Source organism: Vibrio amylolyticus (assembly GCF_023145695.1).
Lineage (GTDB): Bacteria > Pseudomonadota > Gammaproteobacteria > Enterobacterales > Vibrionaceae > Vibrio > Vibrio amylolyticus.
In genome coordinates this window covers 494,445-513,201 of the sequence record NZ_JAJHVV010000001.1, presented here as the reverse complement: position 1 = coordinate 513,201, position 18,757 = coordinate 494,445, and the positions used below count along the sequence as shown (strand labels likewise).

General features: G+C 43.4%; 19 protein-coding genes. 16 read left to right on the top strand and 3 right to left on the bottom strand.

Going from position 1 to position 18,757, the window contains the following annotated elements; all coding sequences use genetic code 11:
- Positions 1-63: 63 nt before the first annotated feature.
- Entirely contained in the window at positions 64-3,090 is a 3,027-nt protein-coding gene (rne, locus tag KP803_RS02310) for a ribonuclease E (protein ID WP_248007209.1), read from the bottom strand.
- A gap of 595 nt (positions 3,091-3,685) precedes the next feature.
- Here rne and rluC point away from each other — a divergent pair.
- Positions 3,686-4,633 (top strand): 23S rRNA pseudouridine(955/2504/2580) synthase RluC, encoded by a 948-nt coding sequence (gene rluC, locus KP803_RS02305; RefSeq protein WP_248007208.1) that lies wholly within the window; start codon positions 3,686-3,688, stop codon positions 4,631-4,633.
- 100 nt (positions 4,634-4,733) lie between these two features.
- On the opposite strand, the gene KP803_RS02300 is transcribed toward rluC, so the two are convergent.
- Positions 4,734-5,324, bottom strand: a complete 591-nt coding sequence (locus KP803_RS02300) for a Maf family protein (RefSeq protein WP_248007207.1) — start codon at positions 5,322-5,324, stop codon at positions 4,734-4,736.
- A 147-nt stretch (positions 5,325-5,471) separates the two neighbouring features.
- Between KP803_RS02300 and yceD the strand changes: the two genes are divergently transcribed.
- From yceD to KP803_RS02225, 15 genes are all read left to right on the top strand, one after another.
- Entirely contained in the window at positions 5,472-5,999 is a 528-nt protein-coding gene (yceD, locus tag KP803_RS02295) for a 23S rRNA accumulation protein YceD (protein ID WP_248007206.1), read from the top strand.
- 48 nt (positions 6,000-6,047) lie between these two features.
- Positions 6,048-6,218, top strand: a complete 171-nt coding sequence (gene rpmF / locus KP803_RS02290) for a 50S ribosomal protein L32 (RefSeq protein WP_004737376.1) — start codon at positions 6,048-6,050, stop codon at positions 6,216-6,218.
- Between the two features lie 9 nt (positions 6,219-6,227).
- Positions 6,228-7,253, top strand: a complete 1,026-nt coding sequence (gene plsX / locus KP803_RS02285) for a phosphate acyltransferase PlsX (protein WP_248007205.1) — start codon at positions 6,228-6,230, stop codon at positions 7,251-7,253.
- 5 nt (positions 7,254-7,258) lie between these two features.
- Positions 7,259-8,209 (top strand): beta-ketoacyl-ACP synthase III, encoded by a 951-nt coding sequence (locus KP803_RS02280; protein ID WP_248007204.1) that lies wholly within the window; start codon positions 7,259-7,261, stop codon positions 8,207-8,209.
- A 95-nt stretch (positions 8,210-8,304) separates the two neighbouring features.
- On the top strand, positions 8,305-9,231 hold the full coding sequence (gene fabD / locus KP803_RS02275; RefSeq protein ID WP_248007203.1) for an ACP S-malonyltransferase: 927 nt from the start codon (positions 8,305-8,307) through the stop codon (positions 9,229-9,231).
- Between the two features lie 73 nt (positions 9,232-9,304).
- Positions 9,305-10,042, top strand: coding sequence for a 3-oxoacyl-ACP reductase FabG (gene fabG / locus KP803_RS02270; protein WP_248007202.1), 738 nt, complete (start codon positions 9,305-9,307; stop codon positions 10,040-10,042).
- A 235-nt stretch (positions 10,043-10,277) separates the two neighbouring features.
- Positions 10,278-10,511, top strand: coding sequence for an acyl carrier protein (gene acpP / locus KP803_RS02265; protein WP_005595964.1), 234 nt, complete (start codon positions 10,278-10,280; stop codon positions 10,509-10,511).
- 90 nt (positions 10,512-10,601) lie between these two features.
- On the top strand, positions 10,602-11,843 hold the full coding sequence (gene fabF, locus KP803_RS02260; protein WP_248007201.1) for a beta-ketoacyl-ACP synthase II: 1,242 nt from the start codon (positions 10,602-10,604) through the stop codon (positions 11,841-11,843).
- Between the two features lie 104 nt (positions 11,844-11,947).
- On the top strand, positions 11,948-12,751 hold the full coding sequence (gene pabC, locus KP803_RS02255; RefSeq protein WP_248007200.1) for an aminodeoxychorismate lyase: 804 nt from the start codon (positions 11,948-11,950) through the stop codon (positions 12,749-12,751).
- Positions 12,748-13,764, top strand: coding sequence for an endolytic transglycosylase MltG (mltG, locus tag KP803_RS02250; protein ID WP_248007199.1), 1,017 nt, complete (start codon positions 12,748-12,750; stop codon positions 13,762-13,764). Before pabC ends, mltG begins: the two co-directional genes overlap by 4 nt.
- Entirely contained in the window at positions 13,761-14,432 is a 672-nt protein-coding gene (gene tmk / locus KP803_RS02245) for a dTMP kinase (protein ID WP_248007198.1), read from the top strand. Before mltG ends, tmk begins: the two co-directional genes overlap by 4 nt.
- A 1-nt stretch (position 14,433) precedes the next feature.
- Entirely contained in the window at positions 14,434-15,396 is a 963-nt protein-coding gene (gene holB / locus KP803_RS02240) for a DNA polymerase III subunit delta' (protein WP_248007362.1), read from the top strand.
- A complete protein-coding gene (locus KP803_RS02235; protein ID WP_248007197.1) occupies positions 15,387-16,154 on the top strand; it encodes a TatD family hydrolase in 768 nt (255 codons plus the stop codon). Before holB ends, KP803_RS02235 begins: the two co-directional genes overlap by 10 nt.
- A gap of 444 nt (positions 16,155-16,598) precedes the next feature.
- The gene (ptsG, locus tag KP803_RS02230; protein ID WP_248007196.1) at positions 16,599-18,032 is read left to right on the top strand and encodes a PTS glucose transporter subunit IIBC; all 1,434 of its coding nucleotides are present in this window, start codon (positions 16,599-16,601) and stop codon (positions 18,030-18,032) included.
- A gap of 141 nt (positions 18,033-18,173) precedes the next feature.
- A complete protein-coding gene (locus KP803_RS02225) occupies positions 18,174-18,581 on the top strand; it encodes a hypothetical protein (RefSeq protein WP_248007195.1) in 408 nt (135 codons plus the stop codon).
- 79 nt (positions 18,582-18,660) lie between these two features.
- Here KP803_RS02225 and KP803_RS02220 read toward each other — a convergent pair whose 3' ends face one another.
- Entirely contained in the window at positions 18,661-18,756 is a 96-nt protein-coding gene (locus tag KP803_RS02220; protein WP_248007194.1) for a MetS family NSS transporter small subunit, read from the bottom strand.
- Position 18,757: the final 1 nt, after the last annotated feature.

Sequence of the window (18,757 nt, the reverse complement as noted above, 5' to 3'; positions counted from 1 at the left end):
TCGCTTTGATACGCTAAAAAAAAGGCCGCTAAAATTAGCAGCCTTTTATACCTGATAAGCTTCTTAGAAACTTTGAGGCTTGGTTGTTACCGCTCCAGCTTGGCTACGAGCAACTTGGCTACCAGCGCCTTTTGCTTGGTAACGTTCAGCTCGTAGAGGCATCGCAACAACTTCAATCTCTTTAATTTCCTGAGGCCCTGGAGCCTTAGTCATTACCGAGGTTGCGTGAGCCTTCACTCGAGTTCCTTTAGGAGAAGTAGCGACTGCTTTAGGTGCTTCGCTCGCTTTTTCAGCAACAGGAGCTGGCTTAGCTTTAGTTTCTTCGTTACTAGCAGTAGGAGTTTCATTAGCAATCGGTGCTTCAAGCGTTTCTACTTTTTCCGATTCAACTGCCTGAGTCACTTCTTCAACTTGCTTAGTTGCAACAACTTCAGTTTTTTCTTCTACAACAGGCTCAACAACAGGTGCTGCCTCTACCACTGGCTCAACTTTAACGGTTGCAGCAGTGTCAACGCTGCTAATTTCGTCGTTCATAAAGGTTGGACGAATAACAATCTTACCCATTGCCATCTCTGGCATTGCAAAGCCCGAAAGAGCGATGTTCGAAGATTGTTCGGCTTTGTTGTCGTTAGAGCGCTGTTTAGCCTTATGGTTTGGCTTAGCAAGATCATAACGAGGCATTACTTTACCCATTGCCATCTCTGGAGACGCAACGCCACCTTTACGTAGACGGAATGGATTCGGGCGACGATCACGGCCACGACGACGACGTTGACCACTTGCACGCAGGTGACGTGGTGAACGGCGATTACGGCGTTGTTTCGGCTGCTCTTCTTGAGCTGTTTCGTTTGCTTCAACTTTCGCTTCAACCTGCTCGGCAGCTTCAACAGCGGTTGCTACTTCTTCTGCCTTGTTAAGCTCTGCTTCTTTTTGTCCATTAACGCGTACTTTCTTGCTCAGTTGACGTCGTTGACGGCGCTCTTTGATTTTTACTGCTTTAGTTTCAGAAGGAGCCTGTTGCTGTTGAGTTTTTTGAGCATCAGCAGCAATTTGTTGGCCTTGTTCTGCAACTTTGGATGTTTTTACTTCATCGCGGTTGTTGCGACGATCATTTCTTGGCTTACGAGTATTAGGCTTGCGTTCTTGCTTGGCTTTATCCTCGCTCCCCGTTACTTGTTCGTCACGAGCTGGTTTGCGCTTGTTACGATCGCGGTTATCTCGATTGTCACGATTATCACGATTATCGCGGTTGTTGCGACGGCGCTGATCATTACGATTACGACGTGGACGTGTATTTCGCTGCTCTTCTGGCTTTTCTTCCTTCACTTCTTCTTTTTTCGTCTCTTCTGGAGAGCCGTTAAAGAAGTCACTCAGTGCTTTGAACATACGAGAAATAAAGCCAGGCTCTTGTTTCTCTGTTTTTTCTACCTGTGCTGCTTGAGCTGCTTTTGGCGCAGGTGCTGGTGTTGGTGCTGTTTGAGCTGGAGATGCAAATCCTTGAAGCGCTGGTTGTTCAATCTTACGTGGTTTAATCTCTTGCTCTGCAGGCTCTTTGCTTTCCGCTTCTTTCAAAGCATCAATTTTTTGAGGAAGCAGGTAAGAAAGTAGATCAAACTCTTCACCTTCACGCACTCGAATAACTTCGAAGTGAGGCGTTTCCATATCAGAGTTTGGAACCACGGTAATCTTAACTTCTTGGTTCTTCTCAATATGATTCACTGAGCGACGCTTTTCGTTAAGCAGGTAAGAAGCGATTGGAACAGGGACGACAGCAAGAACTTGAGCAGTGTTGTCTTTCAATGCTTCTTCTTCAATAAGACGAAGTACAGAAAGCGCTAAAGATTCATTGTCACGAACAACACCAGTACCGGTACAACGAGGACAGATATGGTGGCTTGCTTCTGCTAATGATGGGCTCAAACGCTGACGAGACATCTCTAATAGACCAAAGCGAGAAATGCGACCAATTTGAACACGAGCTCGGTCTAAACGAACGGCATCACGTAAGCGGTTTTCAACTTCACGTTGGTGACGAACTGGCGTCATATCGATAAAGTCGATAACAACTAGACCACCTAAGTCACGCAGACGTAATTGACGAGCAATCTCATCAGCCGCTTCTAGGTTAGTGTTAAGTGCTGTCTCTTCGATATCGCCGCCTTTTGTTGCGCGTGCAGAGTTGATATCGATAGACGTTAACGCTTCAGTTGGATCGATAACAATTGAACCACCCGATGGAAGACGAACTTCACGTTGGAATGCAGATTCAATTTGGCTTTCTATTTGGTAGTGGCTAAATAGAGGTACTTCGCCATCGTATTTTTTAACTCGGCTAACAAAGTCAGGGCGAATTAGTTGGATGTGTGCTAAAGCGCGCTCATAGATAGTATTGCTATCGATCAGAATCTCACCAATATCACGACGTAGATAGTCACGAATAGCACGTACAATAACGTTACTTTCTTGGTGGATAAGGAAAGGAGCAGTATTAGTTTCAGAAGCCTGCTTAATAGCACCCCAATGGTTTAATAGTACATTAAGATCCCACTCTAGCTCTTCTGCACTTTTACCAACACCAGCCGTACGAACAATCAGTCCCATGCCTTGTGGAAGCTCAAGCGTGCTAAGTGCCGCTTTAAGCTGAGTACGCTCATCACCTTCGATACGACGAGAGATACCGCCAGCACGAGGGTTATTTGGCATAAGAACAAGGTAGCTACCTGCAAGTGAAACAAAAGTCGTTAATGCAGCACCTTTGCTACCACGCTCTTCTTTTTCTACCTGAACAATAACTTCTTGGCCTTCTTTCAATACTTCTTTGATGTTAGGACGACCTTGATAGGTGTAACCTGCTGGGAAGTATTCACGTGCAATTTCTTTGAGAGGAAGAAAACCGTGTCTTTCTGCACCGTAGTCAACAAAAGCTGCTTCTAAGCTTGGTTCGATACGGGTGATACGGCCTTTATAGATATTTGCTTTTTTTGATTCGTGCCCAGGACTTTCAATATCTAGATCAAATAGTCGTTGGCCATCTACCAAAGCAACACGCAACTCTTCTTTTTGAGTTGCGTTGATTAACATTCTTTTCATTTAATAATCTCGTTATCTTTCTTTATATTAATTGTTCTTATTGCTTTAGTTCGTTTTCACGGTGCCAGATCCCATGGCTAAAAGTGCAGCCTCCCGGCTGGAGGGGATGCTCTGTGGGCACGTCAGTCGTCACAAACTAAAAGCTTGTGACCCGCGATTTGCGGAGAATACTCAACATGAAAATACGACGAGTAGAGCAATAAGTTGACTAAATTCAGAAGCGTCTTACGCCAGTTGCGGCACTACGGAATAAAGTAATCTACTCAGTTAACTGTGCAGTTTCACGCTTGATTTTGTTTAAATAATCACCGAAGCGTGAATAGCAGCTGTGAACTATAGCAGTGCAAAGAAATCACAGCAATCTGCTTTGTTATAAACAGGCAAAAAAAAACAACATTCTTCCTGCGTTGGGTCACGTATTTCATTGTTTTTCTGTGTATTTATTCTAGTAGGAGGGAAACCAATGAATGAATGTTTATTTTTTATCCACAGCAACGAGGGCATAACTGCTAAAGGAGTAGGTGTTTGCAAGAATTCGTTCGTTCTTCACTAAGAAAATGTGAAATATAACAGGTTAGAGTGATACACTAACGAAATGAGTGAAATAAGAACTAAAGTCCAGTTCGTCGATATCGACGAAGACATGGCGGGTCAGCGAATAGATAACTTCTTACGCAACCAATTGAAAAATCTTCCTAAAAGCATGGTCTATCGGATCGTGAGAAAAGGCGAAGTTCGAGTAAATAAAAAACGCATCAAAGCGGAGTATAAGCTTCAAGCTGGTGATATTGTCCGAATTCCTCCTGTCACGCTTGAAGAGAAAGACGATGAACCGGTAATCAGCACAAAGCTGAACAAAGTCGCGTCGCTAGAAAGCAATATCATTTTTGAAGATGATCACGTTTTGATTTTGAATAAACCATCAGGCCTTGCGGTTCACGGCGGTAGCGGCTTGAAGTTTGGAGCGATTGAAGCGTTACGCGCCTTACGCCCTACGGCGAGGTTTCTGGAGCTTGTTCATCGTATTGACCGAGATACTTCTGGTATTTTACTGGTTGCTAAGAAGCGTTCTGCACTTCGACATCTTCAGGCTCAATTTAGGGAGAAAACCGTTAAAAAGTTTTACTTCGCATTGGTGATGGGGCAGTGGAAGGCGACCTGCAAAGCGATCAACGCGCCGCTATTAAAAAACGAAGTAAACAGCATTGTTCGGGTTAACCCAAAGGGTAAGGCGTCAGAAACGCGATTTAAAATAATCGAGAAGTTTGATGATGCGACGTTAATTCAAGCAAGCCCAATAACAGGCAGAACGCACCAAATTCGTGTCCACACTCAATACGCTGGACACCCTATTGCGTGGGATGACCGATATGGCGATCGTCGATTCGATGCTTATACGGGTAAGTGCGGATTAGATAGGCTGTTTTTACACGCTGCAAACATCAAATTTGTTCACCCTTCAACCGAAAAGGTTGTCGATATTAGTGCACCGTTAGAAGCCAAACTTGAACGAGCTTTAAAGGCCTTAAGAAAAAGCAGTTAGTGCGATTGTCATCTATTATGACTTGTTTGCTTAACCGATTGTGCTCCTAGTTTAGAATAAATACGACTGGCGATTATCGTCAGTCGCATTTATATGTAGCCTACTTCTGAGCCAATACATCAAAACCTTTTGATTTCAACATAGTGATTAAATCAATCAAAGGTAATCCAACGAGTGCGTTGGGATCTTTCCCTTCAAGCCTCTCAAACAGTGCAATACCTAATCCTTCACATTTAAAGCTTCCCGCACAAAAAAAGGGCTGCTCTTTGTCAACGTAGTTTTCAATCGTTGCGCTATCTAAATCACGAAAGTACACATGGAACTCATCAACAATGGTTTCGCACGTTTTTGTTGCACTGTTATACAAAGCCAAGCCGGTATAAAAGGTGATTTTTTTTCCACTTTGAGCCTTAAGTTGTTTAATGGCGTTTTCTCTCTTTAATGGCTTACCTACGATCGTGTCGTTTATCACGCAGACTTGATCGCTGCCAATGATTAAGCTTGGTTGATCAGTGTGGCAAGATTTGGCTTTGGTTGTGGCTAAGCGACTGACTAACGCTTTTGGTTCTTCATTAGGAAGCGGTGTTTCATCGCAGTTAGGCTGGGCTGTGATAAACGGTATTACCAGTTTATTTAAAAGCGCTTGGCGAAATGGCGAAGTTGAGGCCAATACTATTTGGTAATTATGCATTTTTAGATACAATGTGTGGGTTTTAGACGACAGCATAACTTAATAGTGAATGCTGTTAATAATTCTCTCTCTTGAAAGGCAAAAAAGTCCAACTTTTTTACCTTTTTCTTTGACTAAACGTATTTTGAAAGATAAGATTCGCGCCCTATGCAAAAGGTAAAAATACAACGCACGGTTAATCCTGCAAAAACAGCACAAAGAAGAACAGACATAGATGGCATCATCCAGGTCAGTCTTCTTAAGCGTTTAAAGGAAGCAACCGAAGGCGTTAAACGCGACGCAGAAGTCTCAATGTCATTTGGGCTTGATGAGCAGCGACTCGTAGTTATCTCTGGTAAAGCTAACGTCGATGTCGACTTGGAATGTCAACGCTGTAATGAGGTTTTCACACATTGTTGTGAAGTCCAATTCACATATACTCCTTGTAATGAGAAGAGTGAAGAGGAAGCACCGGAAGAGTACGATTTGGTAGATCTGAACGAGTACGGTGAGTTAGACCTTATTGAGTTAGTTGAAGATGAGTTCATCTTAAGTTTGCCTCAAATCGCAATGCACGACGAAGCTGATTGTAGCGTTGATACAAATAACATGGTGTTTGGTGAAATTCCTGAAGAAATTATTGAGGAAGAAGAAAAACCGAACCCCTTTGATGTTTTAAAAAACTTAAAGAGCTAACTTATTAACAAGTAAGTATCTTTAAGAATTTACATAGGAGTAGGGTCAATGGCCGTACAAAAGAGCAAGAAATCACGTTCAATGCGTGGCATGCGTCGTTCACACGATGCACTTACTACAGCTGCACTTTCTGTAGATGCAACTTCAGGTGAAACTCACCTACGTCACAACGTGACTGCCGAAGGTTTTTACCGTGGCAAAAAGGTTATCAACAAGTAAGGTTGACCTTTGCAAAATATAACCGTTGCGCTTGATGCAATGGGCGGGGACTTTGGTCCTCGTGTTACAGTGCCTGCCGCCGTGCAGGCACTGTCGTCTTACCCAGAGCTCAAAGTTATTTTGATAGGTGATCGAACCTCGATCACAACTCAACTCTCTTCACTTGGTTACGCAGCCAATGATCGATTGATCGTTGAACATTGCGACCGAGTCATTTCTAATCTCGAAAAACCTTCCCTGGCCCTACGTAATAGTTCAGGCACATCAATGCGTGTAGCGATTGACGCTGTTGCAAACGGTGAGGCTGATGCTTGCTTAAGCGGCGGTAATACCGGTGCGTTGATGGCACTGTCTCGTTTTCGCCTCAAGCTTCTTCCAGGTATAGAGAGACCAGCACTCATTTCTGCACTGCCTACGGCTCAAGGAAACAAAACTTGGATGCTTGATTTAGGTGCGAATGTTTCCAGTGATGCTGATTCACTATTCCAATTCGCTGTAATGGGAAGCGCTTTAGCTGAACAATATTTATCTCGACCAGCTCGTGTCGCTATCTTAAATATTGGTGCAGAAGAAATTAAGGGCAATGACCTGGTCAAGCGTTGCGCCGAGATGTTATCCCAAAGCCAATCTGTTCACTTTACTGGATATATCGAAGGTAATCAGTTATTACATGATGCTGCCGATGTCGTCGTTTGTGATGGCTTCGTTGGTAATGTATGCCTAAAGGCATGTGAAGGTACTGCTCAACTCTTTATTGATAAATTAAAAGCAAGTATGCGAAAGAATTCGATAAAAGGTTGGGTGGCAAAAAAGTTATTTTCTGGGCTGTTTGATGAGTTAAAAACATTGAACCCCGACCAGTATAATGGTGCAAGTTTGCTAGGATTGCGCGGCATTGTTATCAAAAGTCATGGAAGTGCCGATGTAGCAGCCGTCGTCAACGCGATTGGAGAAGCGGTACATGAGGTCAAACGACAAGTTCCAAGTCGTATCAGCGATCGTTTAGAAGCGGTTTTACTCGAGAGGCATTATTAGTTTTCATGTATAGCAAAATTTTAGGTACAGGCAGCTACCTGCCAACTCAGGTGCGTACAAACGCAGACCTTGAGAAAATGGTAGAGACAAGCGACGAATGGATCGTGACTCGTACGGGCATTAAAGAACGTCGCATAGCAGCAGAAGATGAAACTGTTGCAGATATGGCTTACCACGCAGCAGTGAATGCGATTGATATGGCGGGTATCGATAAACACGATATCGACCTAATTATCGTTGCAACAACGAGTAGCAGCCACGCATTTCCTTCATCAGCTTGCCAAGTTCAAGGTAAGCTAGGTATAAAAGGTTGCCCAGCATTTGATATTGGTGCTGCTTGTTCTGGTTTTGTTTATGCGCTCTCAGTCGCTGACCAACACATTAAGACAGGCATGTGTAAAAATGTGTTAGTGATTGGTGCTGATGCGTTGTCAAAGACATGTGATCCTACCGATCGATCAACCATCATCTTGTTTGGTGATGCGGCGGGTGCCGTTGTTGTCGGCGCAAGTGAAGAGCCTGGCATTTTGTCTACCCACATCTACTCCGATGGAAAATTTGGTGAGCTACTCAGCCTTGGTGTTCCAGAGCGTGGTGGTGATGCTGACAAGTGGTTACACATGGCGGGTAATGAAGTGTTTAAAGTGGCGGTAACGCAACTCTCTAAACTCGTTAAAGATACGCTTGCGGCAAATAATATGGATAAATCTGAACTAGATTGGTTAGTTCCGCATCAAGCGAACTATCGAATTATTTCAGCGACAGCAAAAAAACTAACGATGTCGCTAGATCAGGTCGTTATTACGTTAGACAAGCACGGTAATACCTCTGCGGCTACTGTCCCGACTGCGCTTGATGAAGCAGTACGTGATGGGCGTATTCAACGTGGTCAGATGCTCTTATTAGAAGCATTCGGCGGTGGTTTTACTTGGGGCTCAGCACTGGTTAAGTTCTAAGCTCGAACGAATTTTTAGGCTAAGGCGCACTTGTTGAAGTGAAATCAACGTTGGTGTGCCTTTTCTCTTTTAACAATATTTAAAGGAAAATAACAATGAGCAAATTTGCTATCGTATTTCCAGGTCAAGGCTCTCAAGCTCTTGGTATGCTTGCAGAGCTAGGTGAGCAGTTTGATGTCGTCAAGCAAACATTTGCTGAAGCATCAGATGTTCTAGGTTATGACCTTTGGGCTCTTATTCAAGATGGCCCTGCCGAGGATCTTAATCAAACCTTCCGTACTCAGCCTGCTTTACTTGCTTCTTCTGTTTCTATCTGGCGTGTATGGCAAGAGCTTGGTCTTGAGCAACCTGAAAACCTAGCGGGTCACAGCTTGGGCGAGTACTCTGCACTAGTGTGCGCAGGCGTTATCGATTTCAAACAGGCAATCAAATTGGTTGAGCTACGTGGCCAGTTAATGCAAGAAGCAGTTCCTGCAGGTGTTGGTGCAATGTACGCCATTATTGGTCTTGATGATGAGTCAATTGCCAAAGCTTGTGAAGAAGCAGCGCAAGGCGAAGTTGTTTCACCAGTTAACTTTAACTCTCCAGGCCAAGTGGTTATAGCGGGTAATAAAGACGCTGTTGCTCGTGCGGGTGCACTTTGTAAAGAAGCGGGTGCTAAACGTGCACTTCCACTTCCAGTATCCGTTCCATCTCATTGTGCTCTTATGCAGCCAGCGGCTGATAAACTTGCAATTGCTCTTGAACAGATTGAATTTAACACGCCAACACTGCCTGTTATCAACAACGTAGACGTCGTAGCAGAAAGTGAACCAGCAAAAATTAAAGCAGCATTGGTTCGCCAACTTCATAGCCCAGTTCGTTGGACTGAAGGTGTTCAGCTGATGAACGAGCAAGGCGTAGAAAAATTATTAGAGTTTGGCCCAGGTAAAGTACTAACAGGCCTAACTAAACGAATCGTAAAAACACTTAGCGCAGCGGCGGTTAACGATGTTGCTTCTTTGGAAGCGGCTAAGTCTTAATTGGCCATAGTTTAATTTGCTAACTCAGTTTACTTATTAACGAGTAGCGAGCTAAGAAAATAAGGAAGAACAGATGATTAATCTAGAAGGCAAAATTGCTCTAGTGACTGGCGCAAGCCGTGGTATTGGCCGCGCAATTGCTGAATTGTTGGTTGAACGTGGCGCGACCGTTATTGGTACAGCGACAAGCGACAACGGTGCTGCAGCAATCAGTGAGTATCTTGGTGAGAACGGTAAAGGTCTTGCATTAAACGTGACAGATGTTGACTCAATCGCAGCAACGTTGAAGACGATTAATGAAGAGTTTGGTGTTATCGACATTTTGGTAAACAACGCGGGTATCACTCGTGACAACCTTCTTATGCGTATGAAAGATGACGAATGGAACGATATCATCGATACCAACCTAACGCCTATCTACCGTATGTCTAAAGCAGTACTGCGTGGCATGATGAAAAAGCGTAACGGTCGCATCATCAACGTAGGTTCTGTTGTAGGTACTATGGGTAATGCTGGTCAAGCAAACTATGCAGCAGCGAAAGCCGGTGTTATTGGTTTTACTAAATCGATGGCTCGTGAAGTGGCTTCTCGTGGCATTACTGTTAACACAGTAGCGCCAGGCTTTATCGAAACAGATATGACAAAAGCACTGAATGATGACCAGCGCGCTGCAACATTATCTAATGTCCCTGCAGGGCGTTTAGGTGACCCTCGTGAAATTGCTTCAACAGTCGCATTTTTAGCGTCACCAGAAGCTGCTTATATCACAGGTGAAACTTTGCATGTTAATGGCGGCATGTATATGGTTTAATACCACAGTTTTCGACATTTAGAGTAAGTTTAAATAAGAATTTGCTCTACACTGTTGAGGGCTTGGCTGGATCGTGAACAATAGTTGGGCATGATTTAAGTCAATAATGTACTGAATTTCGGTTAAAATCGCTAAAATTGTGGTTTGACCAGCAAGGTCTCTCTTGCAACTTTCAATAGTTTGAATAAACTACGGAATCATCGCATTTAGGCGACATCTGTAAAGGAAAAGAAAAATGAGCAACATCGAAGAACGCGTAAAAAAAATCATCGTTGAACAGCTAGGTGTAGACGAAGCAGAAGTTAAAAACGAAGCTTCTTTTGTTGACGATCTAGGTGCAGATTCTCTAGATACAGTTGAGCTTGTAATGGCTCTAGAAGAAGAATTTGATACTGAGATTCCAGATGACGAAGCTGAGAAGATCACTACTGTTCAAGCTGCTATCGACTACGTAAACAGCGCTCAGTAATATCTCTCCCAGGCGGCTTTCTAGCCGCCTGTGTTTTTCTAGTATATACACCCCTTTCATAGAACCATTTCATTTCCGGAGAATTATATCGTGTCCAAGCGTCGTGTTGTTGTCACTGGCATGGGTATGCTGTCACCGGTAGGCAACTCTGTAGAATCATCTTGGAAAGCCCTGCTCGCCGGTCAAAGCGGTATCGTTGATATCGATCACTTTGACACTACCAATTTTACAACTCGTTTTGCAGGTCTAGTTAAAGACTTTAACTGCGAAGAGTATATGACTAAAAAAGATGCTCGTAAGATGGATTTGTTTATCCAGTACGGCGTCGCGGCAGGTATCCAAGCAATGGATGACTCTGGCCTACAAATCACTGAAGAGAATGCTCCACGCGTTGGCGTAGCAATCGGTTCAGGCATTGGTGGCTTAGAGTTAATCGAAAAAGGCCATAATACTCTTCTTGAGAAGGGGCCTCGTAAAGTAAGCCCATTTTTTGTTCCATCAACAATCGTAAATATGGTTGCTGGGCACTTATCTATTATGCGTGGCTTACGCGGTCCAAACATTGCTATCTCTACAGCTTGTACTACAGGTCTTCATAATATTGGTCATGCGGCTCGTATGATTGCTTACGGTGATGCTGAAGCTATGCTAGCTGGTGGCTCTGAAAAAGCATCATCTGAGCTTGGTATGGCTGGCTTTGGTGCTGCTAAAGCGCTTTCAACGCGTAATGACGAACCTCAGAAAGCGTCACGCCCTTGGGATAAAGACCGTGACGGTTTTGTTCTAGGCGATGGTGCTGGCATGATGGTACTTGAAGAGTACGAACATGCTAAAGCTCGCGGAGCGAAAATCTACGCTGAACTTGTTGGTTTCGGTATGTCTGGTGATGCTTATCACATGACTTCACCAAGCGAAGATGGCTCTGGTGGAGCGCTTGCAATGGAAGCGGCCATGCGTGATGCAGGCATCACTGGTGAGCAGATTGGTTACGTTAATGCACACGGAACGTCTACGCCAGCAGGCGACGTTGCGGAAGTTAAAGGCATTAAACGCGCTCTAGGTGAAGCTGGCGCTAAGCAAGTATTGGTATCATCAACGAAATCAATGACGGGTCACCTTCTAGGTGCTGCGGGTTCTGCTGAAGCTATCATTACCGCGTTGTCCCTTGTTGACCAAATTGTGCCACCGACAATAAACCTTGATAACCCAGAAGACGATTTAGATATCGATCTTGTTCCACATACCGCTCGTAAAGTGGATATGGAATACGCTGCGTGTAACTCATTTGGTTTTGGCGGTACAAACGGATGTCTTATCTTCAAAAAAATCTAGATAAGCAAAAGTCTTAAATTGACTTGTATTGAAACGGCTTGATGCTTAGCATTAAGCCGTTTCTTTTTTTGTAGTGCCATTGTTTATCACGATAAGGAAGTTGTATGTTTTGGGTAAATGGACAGCCTAGTGAGGCCATCTCGTTAACCGATCGCTCATTTCAATATGGTGATGGCTGCTTCACGACGATGCTAACGCGAGAAGGCAGAATAGAAAACTGGAGTGCCCACCAGTCTAGAATGGAGCGATGTTTAACATTATTAAATATCGATCAACCAAACTGGAACCAAGTCCAAGATTGGTTAAAAAAAGCCGCTTTGACCTCCCCAAAAGGTGGGCTTCGCCTTAATATTACTCGCGGCGAGGGTGGTCGGGGTTATAGTTGTTATGGTGTCTCAAACATCAATATTGTTATCAGCCACTTTGCTTATCCAGCACAATATAAAACTTGGGGTGAACACGGTATCGAGTTAGGCGTTTGCCACTATCAACTCGGACTTAATCCACACCTTGCTGGGCATAAACACAACAATCGCTTAGAACAGATATTGGCTAAGCAAGATATCGATTCACAGGGCTTTTTTGATGGTATTGTTACTGATCTTCAAGGTCATATAGTTGAAACAACGATGGCCAACATATTTTGGATAAAAGAAGGGTCGCTATATACGCCTTCACTTACAAATAGTGGCGTTGCCGGTGTAGTGCGTGAAGCTTTGTTAAAGAAAGCGAAAGAGAAACAATTACCCATCAATATGGGTTCATTCAAGCTGCCAGCGTTACTTAATGCAGAAGAAGTGTTCATAACGAATTCAATTTGCGAGATTGTTCCAGTAACGAAAATCAAAGATAAGTTATTCCCAGTGGGCCCTGCGACCCGAGAATTTCAGGAGAATTATAGTTCGTGATTAAGAAGTTATTTATTTTATTAATGGTTGTATCTGTGACTGCTGCAGGTGCTTTTTTTTATGTGACAGGTGAGGTTGACGACTACCTTGATCAACCTTTTGCTATCGACAATGAACAGATTTTTACGATTGAACCTGGTTCGAGTTTTAATCGTGTACTTTCTCAGTTTACAGCTCAAGGATGGGTGAATGAAAACCAATTCCAACCGTTAGTTCGTCGCCTATATCCGGAATTGACTCAAATTCGAGCAGGTACATTTCGATTATTGCCAGAGCAAAGCTTAAGAGAGGCGCTTTCGTTTCTTATTCAAGGGCGAGAGCATCAATTCTCTATTACGTTCGTAGAAGGTACACGTTTCGATGAATGGCGAGAAGCGTTAGCATCCGATGAGTACTTAGAGCAGACCATTACTGAGCTTAGTGAAGAAGAAATTGCGCAGAAGCTAGGCAGTGAACATTTAAAGCTTGAAGGGCTGATGCTCGCTGAGACCTATAATTACACGCTAGGCTCAACAGACTTAGATATTTTGAAACGCGCTCATAATAAGCTTAATGAAGCGCTGAGTTCTGAGTGGAACGAAAAGCAATCGGGCTTACCACTTAAGTCTCCTTATGAAGCGTTGATTTTAGCGTCGATAATTGAGAAAGAAACGGCTGTCGAATCTGAACGAGAACGCGTAGCGTCAGTTTTTGTTAATCGTTTAAACAAGCGCATGCGCTTGCAAACGGATCCTACGGTAATTTACGGAATGGGCGATAAGTATCAAGGGCGCATTGGTAAGAAAGGCTTAAGAACACCAACACCATACAATACTTATACTATTTATGGCCTGCCACCAACGCCAATTGCCATGCCAGGACGAGCTTCGATTGAAGCAGCATTAAACCCTGAAGACAGTAACTATTTGTATTTTGTAGCCAGCGGTAAAGGTGGTCATGTGTTCTCTAAAAACCTGAAAGATCACAATACAGCTGTAAGAGCCTACCTGAGAGAGATAAGAAGTCAGAAATGAATAAAGCAAAATTTGTAGTCGTAGAAGGCCTTGAAGGTGCAGGAAAAAGCACTGCTATCAATGCTATCTTAGAAACACTCAAAGACGCGGGCATTGCTAACGTGACCCAAACACGTGAGCCAGGTGGTACGGTTTTAGCAGAGAAAATGCGTGCGTTAGTGAAAGAAGAGCACCAAGGTGAACAACTACAAGACATGACCGAGCTGCTGCTTATGTATGCGGCTCGTGTCCAGTTAGTAGAGAATGTGATTAAACCAGCGTTGGATAACGGTTCATGGGTTGTAGGCGATAGACATGACATGTCATCTCAAGCGTATCAAGGTGGCGGCCGACAGATTCCATCGACCACAATGACCGCTCTCAAAGAGACCACATTGGGCGGCTTCAAACCAGACTTCACGCTGTATCTCGATCTCGACCCGCGTGTTGGCTTGGAGCGAGCTCGAGGACGTGGCGAGCTTGACCGCATTGAAAAGATGAATATTGAGTTCTTTGATAGAACTAGAGATAAGTATTTAGAGTTAGCTAAAAATGATAAGGCAGTAGCCGTTATTAATGCTGAGCAAAAAATAGATCAAGTGGCCGCTGATATTAAATTAGCTTTGATTACTTGGCTTAATGAAAATGCTATCAGCTCGAATAACATGAAAAACAGCGAGAATGCATAGCATGAATTCGCTTTACCCATGGTTGGAAGAAACGTGGCAGCTTTGGAAACGAAATCTAGAGAATGACACATTTACCAATTCTACGTTGCTGATTGCTCGCGATGGATTAGGTGCAGACCAGTTAGTTGATCATTTTAGTAAAGCATTAATGTGTACCAATGATAAAAGCGGTGCATGTGGTTTTTGTCATAGCTGCGGTCTGATGCTGTCATCAAATCATCCAGATGTTCACTTCATCACCCCTGAAAAGGCGGGAAAAAACATCTCGGTTGACCAAATTCGTCAATGTAACCATACGGCGCAAGAATCTTCACAGCTATCAGGTTATCGCCTTTTTGTTATTCATCCTGCGGAAGCGATGAATGAATCAGCGGCCAATGCACTGTTAAAAACATTGGAATCTCCTGCAAATCAGTGTCTATTTTTATTGGTAACAGAGAAAAAAGAACAGCTTTTACCAACGATTGTTAGCCGATGCCAGCAGTGGACGATTAAGTCACCAAGCTCAGAGGATGCGTCGTCATGGGTTTCGAATCGCTTGAAACGTGATATTCCCCGTTATGCCGCATTATTAAATGAAAATGCACCCTTAAAGCTAGAGACGTTTATTGAGCAAGGGCATCTTGAACGCTACGCATCGATTGAAAACGCGATGCTCTCAATGGCAAAAGGAGAAGATAGTTTTCTGGTTCTCTTAAAGCCACTTAGTGATGGCGGGATAGACGCACTTCAATGGCTCTGGCATCTTCTTTGTGAAGCACAGAAAGCGCATTTTGAAGTCTGCGAAGACTCTGGGGTAACAGCGGCTCAGCAGCTATCTGAGTCCATGAGCTATGATTTGTTATATCAACAGAGTCAAAGGCTTTGTCAATTGATAGAGCAGTTAAGACAGTTCTCAGGATTAAATCAAGAACTGATGATTTCTGATTGGCTAATTAAATTTAATGAGGAAGTATGTTTGTAGATTCTCACTGTCATTTAGACAAGCTAGACTATACCGAGTGCCACTTAGGTATTGAGGATGTGATTAAAAAAGCTCAAGACGCTAAGGTAACTCAACTGCTCTCTGTCGGCGTGACACTTGATTCATTTCCTAAAATGATAGAGATGATTGCCCCTTTTGAACAAGTCCACGCTTCTTGTGGTGTACATCCACTAGACGTTGAAAGTGATTTTGCTCTAGACGTACTTCATGAGTATGCACGCCATGAAAAGGTTGTGGCGATTGGCGAGACAGGCTTAGATTACCACTACAAGCCAGAAACCGCCGATTTGCAAAAACTGCGCTTTGCTCAACAAGTCGAACTTGCAGTTGAACTCAATAAACCGCTGATTATCCATACTCGTAATGCGCGTGAAGATACGCTCGCCATTTTAAAAGAGGGAAATGCACATCAATGTGGTGGTGTGATTCACTGCTTTACTGAAGACTTATCTTTTGCGATTAAAGCAATGGAGTTGGGATTTTATATCTCTATATCAGGCATCGTCACGTTTAAACAGGCGACTGAGTTGAAGGAAGTCGTGAAATCGCTTCCTATCGATCGCCTGTTAATTGAGACCGATTCCCCTTACCTTGCTCCTATTCCACATCGCGGTAAAGAGAATCAACCCGCCTATGTTGTCGAGGTTGCAGCGTATATTGCTCAGCTTAAAGGTGTGTCGTTATCTAAAATAGGGCAGGAAACAAGCAAAAACTTCTCAGATCTTTTTTTGCGATAGAAACTGTGAATAGATTATAAAAAGAGCTTCGGCTCTTTTTTTTTGTATTAAAAGTGATATCGATCTCAAAAAAAACCTTGTTCACGAAATTTGTTGAAACAATGGAGATGAAAGCGATAAATGTAATTTTGTTACATAAAATAACAATCACGCTGATTTTATTTACGTAGTGAAATTAATCGCTGTGCACATGAAGTTCAATATAAACAACGATTTAAAGTGATGATTGGCACTTGTTATAGCGAGTGCCGACTGTGATCTATCTAGTGTTTTGAAACTAAATTTCGTAACTGTATAGAAAACATGAAGGGCATCAATATATATTTAGAGGCGAAAAATATAATGCAATACGTGGTTACATTTTTGCTGGGTGCTAACATCAAAGCTACGGGGGTATGCCGTTAACACCTAGAAAATTCTAATAATTCATTCAGGAGCATAATTATGTTTAATAACCTTTTTGCTAATCTGCAAAAAGTCGGTAAGTCTCTGATGCTACCAGTATCAGTTTTACCGGTTGCGGGTATTTTACTCGGTGTAGGCGCTGCCAATCTAGGTTTCATTCCAGATATCGTTTCAAATCTAATGGAGCAAGCTGGTGGTTCAGTATTTGGTCAAATGGCACTGCTGTTCGCAGTAGGTGTGGCACTTGGCTTTACAAATAACGACGGTGTAGCAGGTCTTGCTGCAATCGTTGGCTACGGCATCATGACTGCAACACTAAGTGTTATGGCTGGTGTAATGGGCGTTGAAAGCATCGATACTGGTGTTCTAGGTGGCATCCTTGTTGGTGGTGTCGCTGCGTGGGCATTCAATCGTTTCTTCAAACTTCAACTTCCAGAGTACTTGGGCTTCTTCGCTGGTAAGCGTGCGGTGCCAATCATTACTGGTTTCACGGCTATTGGTCTAGGTGTTGTACTTTCTATCGTATGGCCACCAATCGGTTCAGCTATCGGTGCTTTCTCTCACTGGGCTGCCGATCAGAACCCACAAGTCGCATTTGGTATCTACGGCATCGTTGAGCGTTCTCTAATTCCATTTGGTCTTCACCACGTTTGGAACGTACCATTCTTCTTCGAAGCTGGTAGTTGTGTAAACGCGGCAGGCGAAGCGAACACGGGTGTTCTTACTTGTTACCTAGTTGCTGATGAAGCGACACGTGCTGCTGGTAATGGCTTCGGTCAGCTTGCGGGTGGTTACATGTTTAAGATGTTTGGTCTTCCAGCAGCAGCAATCGCAATTGCTCACTCTGCAAAACCAGAGAACCGCGCGAAAGTGATGGGTATCATGGCTTCTGCGGCACTGACATCTTTCCTAACAGGTATCACAGAGCCAATCGAATTCTCTTTCCTATTCGTTGCTCCAGTACTTTACGCAATTCACGCTCTACTAGCGGGTTCTGCATTCTTCCTAACTAACACGTTTGGAATTGTACACGGTACTTCATTCTCACACGGTTTAATTGATTTTACTGTACTGTCTGGCAACGCTCAGAACATGGTACTAATGGTAGGTCTTGGTCTAGTTTACGCTGTAATCTACTACGTGGTATTCCGCGCAGTTATCAAGGCGATGGACCTTAAGACTCCAGGCCGTGAAGATGAAACAGAAGATGCTGTTACAGCAACGTCTGGCTCTGAACTTGCGGGTGAGTTAGTTTCTGCATTTGGTGGTAAAGCAAACATCACTAACCTAGATGCTTGTATTACTCGTCTACGTGTTTCTGTTGCTGACACTGAAGTTGTGGATCAAGATCAGCTGAAGAAACTAGGTGCAGCTGGTGTTGTTGTTGTATCAGGTGGCGTTCAAGCTATCTTTGGTACGAAATCTGACAACCTAAAAACAGATATGGATGAGTGGATTCGCAACAACGCGTAATCTCATTGATTTATAAATGAAAGGAGGCTTTGGCCTCCTTTTTTGATCATGTCATTTCAATTTTCTTCCTCCCATTGACTTTCCCCTGACATTTTGAACGCCATTCAAAATAAAATACGCACACTTATTTTGGAGATCATGATGAAAAAGCTCATACCTTTATTTGCAACTATTGCTTCCTTTTCTGCTCTCTCTGAAGAGTCTTCAGGCGCTAGTGGCTTCTCAGTGGGAATGGCAGTCGATCAACAGCTCAGTGTTGTTGTTGAGTTAGATAGTCAGTATCGTTTTACAATAGGGAACAAAGGCGCGGCGTTTGATTACATTCTTAAGCGCGGTAGCTTCGAAGACGATCTACCTTTGTCTTGGTATGTGGGTGCGGGTGCGTGGGGAGAGTGGGACCACGACTTTGGAGTACGTGTTCCATTAGGCTTATCGGTAGATCTACCACACGGCTGGGATATGTATGCACAAGTACATCCAGAGCTAAACCTTTATAAAGGGCCAGAGCTTCAAATTGGTGCAGCAGTGGGTATCAAATACGCATTCTAATGTTGGTTTTGTTTTAAGAAGAATTTTGAATGTAGAAAAGCCAGCAATTGATGCTGGCTTTTGTTTTTAAAAGAGAAAGTTACTTCTTGTTCATTGCTCGGCGAATACAGTAGATAGCACCACCCCAAGTAATCCCAAGACCTAGAACCATCATGATAATTGCACTAGTTGTCATA

Excerpts from the sequence above, each read along its gene's own strand:
- KP803_RS02280 (WP_248007204.1), top strand. The coding sequence starts at position 7,259 with ATGTATAGCAAAATTTTAGGTACAGGCAGCTACCTGCCAACTCAGGTG.
- rne (WP_248007209.1), bottom strand. The coding sequence starts at position 3,090 with ATGAAAAGAATGTTAATCAACGCAACTCAAAAAGAAGAGTTGCGTGTT.
- KP803_RS02220 (WP_248007194.1), bottom strand. The coding sequence starts at position 18,756 with ATGACAACTAGTGCAATTATCATGATGGTTCTAGGTCTTGGGATTACT.
- KP803_RS02235 (WP_248007197.1), top strand. The coding sequence starts at position 15,387 with ATGTTTGTAGATTCTCACTGTCATTTAGACAAGCTAGACTATACCGAG.
- fabG (WP_248007202.1), top strand. The coding sequence starts at position 9,305 with ATGATTAATCTAGAAGGCAAAATTGCTCTAGTGACTGGCGCAAGCCGT.
- rpmF (WP_004737376.1), top strand. The coding sequence starts at position 6,048 with ATGGCCGTACAAAAGAGCAAGAAATCACGTTCAATGCGTGGCATGCGT.
- yceD (WP_248007206.1), top strand. The coding sequence starts at position 5,472 with ATGCAAAAGGTAAAAATACAACGCACGGTTAATCCTGCAAAAACAGCA.
- rluC (WP_248007208.1), top strand. The coding sequence starts at position 3,686 with ATGAGTGAAATAAGAACTAAAGTCCAGTTCGTCGATATCGACGAAGAC.
- acpP (WP_005595964.1), top strand. The coding sequence starts at position 10,278 with ATGAGCAACATCGAAGAACGCGTAAAAAAAATCATCGTTGAACAGCTA.
- holB (WP_248007362.1), top strand. The coding sequence starts at position 14,434 with ATGAATTCGCTTTACCCATGGTTGGAAGAAACGTGGCAGCTTTGGAAA.
- pabC (WP_248007200.1), top strand. The coding sequence starts at position 11,948 with ATGTTTTGGGTAAATGGACAGCCTAGTGAGGCCATCTCGTTAACCGAT.
- KP803_RS02225 (WP_248007195.1), top strand. The coding sequence starts at position 18,174 with ATGAAAAAGCTCATACCTTTATTTGCAACTATTGCTTCCTTTTCTGCT.
- fabD (WP_248007203.1), top strand. The coding sequence starts at position 8,305 with ATGAGCAAATTTGCTATCGTATTTCCAGGTCAAGGCTCTCAAGCTCTT.
- KP803_RS02300 (WP_248007207.1), bottom strand. The coding sequence starts at position 5,324 with ATGCATAATTACCAAATAGTATTGGCCTCAACTTCGCCATTTCGCCAA.
- ptsG (WP_248007196.1), top strand. The coding sequence starts at position 16,599 with ATGTTTAATAACCTTTTTGCTAATCTGCAAAAAGTCGGTAAGTCTCTG.
- tmk (WP_248007198.1), top strand. The coding sequence starts at position 13,761 with ATGAATAAAGCAAAATTTGTAGTCGTAGAAGGCCTTGAAGGTGCAGGA.